Origin of the sequence: Mesorhizobium sp. M1A.F.Ca.IN.020.06.1.1, from assembly GCF_004023265.1 — a bacterium.
GTDB lineage: Bacteria > Pseudomonadota > Alphaproteobacteria > Rhizobiales > Rhizobiaceae > Mesorhizobium.
The window spans coordinates 1-2,071 of sequence record NZ_RZSR01001019.1; the positions used below are offsets into that span (position 1 = coordinate 1).

Annotated in this window: 3 protein-coding genes; 1 reads left to right on the forward strand and 2 read right to left on the reverse strand. The window is 65.3% G+C overall.

The features are described 5' to 3' along the window. Positions 1-21: 21 nt before the first annotated feature. Both EOA60_RS30380 and EOA60_RS30385 read right to left on the reverse strand, forming a co-directional pair. Positions 22-1,116 (reverse strand): NAD(P)/FAD-dependent oxidoreductase, encoded by a 1,095-nt coding sequence (locus tag EOA60_RS30380; RefSeq protein ID WP_095824535.1) that lies wholly within the window; start codon positions 1,114-1,116, stop codon positions 22-24. Positions 1,117-1,346: 230 nt separating this feature from the next. Continuing rightward, on the reverse strand, positions 1,347-1,580 hold the full coding sequence (locus EOA60_RS30385) for a hypothetical protein (protein ID WP_067001193.1): 234 nt from the start codon (positions 1,578-1,580) through the stop codon (positions 1,347-1,349). Positions 1,581-1,744: 164 nt separating this feature from the next. Between EOA60_RS30385 and EOA60_RS30390 the strand changes: the two genes are divergently transcribed. Next, the coding region (locus EOA60_RS30390; RefSeq protein WP_128312424.1) for a DUF922 domain-containing protein at positions 1,745-2,071 on the forward strand (327 nt) is incomplete at its 3' end.

Below are 2,071 nucleotides of genomic sequence, written 5' to 3' on the forward strand. Positions count from 1 at the left end.
GATCGGCAGTTCCGCCACGCCTCACCCCGCGATATCCCTCGCCACCGCCTGCGCCTCGATGCCGATCTCGCGCAGCAGGCCGGTGACCGGATTGTAGAAGCCGACGAGGTAGACACCCAGCGCCGTCGCGCGTGGATTCACTCCACTCTTCCCCGGCCGCAGCTCCGCCGGCAGGATGCCGTCATAGCCAGGACGGTAGCCCGTGGCGAAGATTACGGCGTCGAAGTTTTGCTCCTGCCCGCCGGCGAATGTTGCGCCGTCCTCGGTGAAGCTGACGATATCGGGGAGAATGCCGATCCTGCCCGCCTTGATCGCTGCTACAGTTCCGACATCGATGACGGGAATGCGGCCGGCGTCGATCTGCTTGAGGATGCCTTCCTTCGGCCTGACGATGCCGTATCGCTCCAGCCTGCCCAGCGCAAGGTCGAGGATTTTCGGGAACATCCAGTCGTTCAGCGCCCGCGGCATCGGCCGGCTGGCGATGCCGACCATCTGGATCGGCACGCCGAAAAGCTGGCGCGGCACGATGTGGACGCCCCTGCGCACCGAGATCGTCGGATGCGCGCCGCTCTCGGCAAGGTCGAGCGCGATCTCGGCGCCGGTGTTGCCCATGCCGACGACCAGCACGTTCCTGGCCGTATAGGGCGTGGCCTCGGTGTAGGCGGCGCTGTGCAGCACCTCTCCCTTGAAGGTTTCGATGCCGGCAAAGGCCGGCGTTATCGGCTCTGCGTTGTTGCCGGTGGCGATGACGATCTTGCGGGCGTTGAAAGGACCGGCATCGGTCTCGACCACGATTTTTTCGCCCGCCCGGCGGATCGATTTCACCGTGACGCCGAAGCGCGGCTCTAGGCTGAAACGCGCGGCATAGGCGTCGAGATAGGCGACCACCTTTTCACGCGGAACGTAGCGTGGGTGGCTTTTCGGGAACGGCAGGAAAGGCAGTGACGAGAAGGACTTCACCGTGTGCAGGTGCAGCCGCCGGTAATGCCGCCGCCAGGCCGGCGCCAGCTCGCTCGCCCTTTCGAGGATGATGAAATCGACTCCGGCCCGCTTCAGGCAGGCCCCGACAGCCAGCCCTGCCGGTCCCGCGCCGACGATGACGACATTGGTGTCCAAGGCAGCCTCCTCCCCCAAGGCGAGAAGAAGCTATGCCCGAGGTGTCGGAGGAGCAAGTAGGGGAAATCACCTGGCCTTGCGGGGGTGCACCGAGCGAAATATCTGCCGCCGACGGCGATGGAGCGATCGCTGCGCGTGAAGTGCCGGCGCGTTGCGCGGAGGAATACAACGTCGGCGATCTGCGTGAGACGACCCCTCAGGCCTCAAGGGGGGAGATCAGGATTCGCGCTCTACTCCGTCCCGCTCGGCGCTTCGGCCTCGTCCTCGGGCGGTTCGAGAATCTCGATCAGCCGCGCTACCCTGGCGCCCGGCATCGCGCGACCCTCGTTCATCAGCGCCTCGTCGGCGCCGATCCAGGCGAAGGCCTCGCGCAATTCCTCGAGGCTGGCGCCGGTGAGCGCGACGTCGGCGATGACGGCCTCGTCGACAGGGCCAAGAACGGAAATGATCTCGTTGCGGGTCATCCTTGTCTCCCTGGGGCGGAACGATGACAAGGAAACGGCGGACGGGTGGAGCGGGTTCCGACGGCGTTGTCTCCGCCTTGTGGGAGAAAGCGCCGCGCGGTCTTTGCTCTTGCCCCGACAACCGCTATGCACGGAGGCTCGTCCCGGAATTCTGCCGAGTCCTCATGAAATCCGTCTTGCTGCTTTCCGCCCTGCTCCTCTCCTCACCCGCCCTCGCCCAATGGAAGCCGAGCGAGAAGGTCGAGACCTATGCGATCTCAGGACAAAGCGTGGAGGCGCTCTATGTCTCGATCGGCGAGAAAGGCCCTGTGATCGGCAGGGACTCGGCCGGCAACGGGCGGCGGGCAATCGCGCAGACCAACTTCAAGCTGACCTGGCAGCGCGATTATCAGACCGAAGGCGACGCCTGCGTGCTGAAGACCGCTCGCCCGAAGCTGATCATCACCTACACGTTGCCGAAGCCCGCCGCAAAACTTGCCCCCGCCGTGCAG

Excerpts from the sequence above, each read along its gene's own strand:
- EOA60_RS30385 (WP_067001193.1), bottom strand. The coding sequence starts at position 1,580 with ATGACCCGCAACGAGATCATTTCCGTTCTTGGCCCTGTCGACGAGGCC.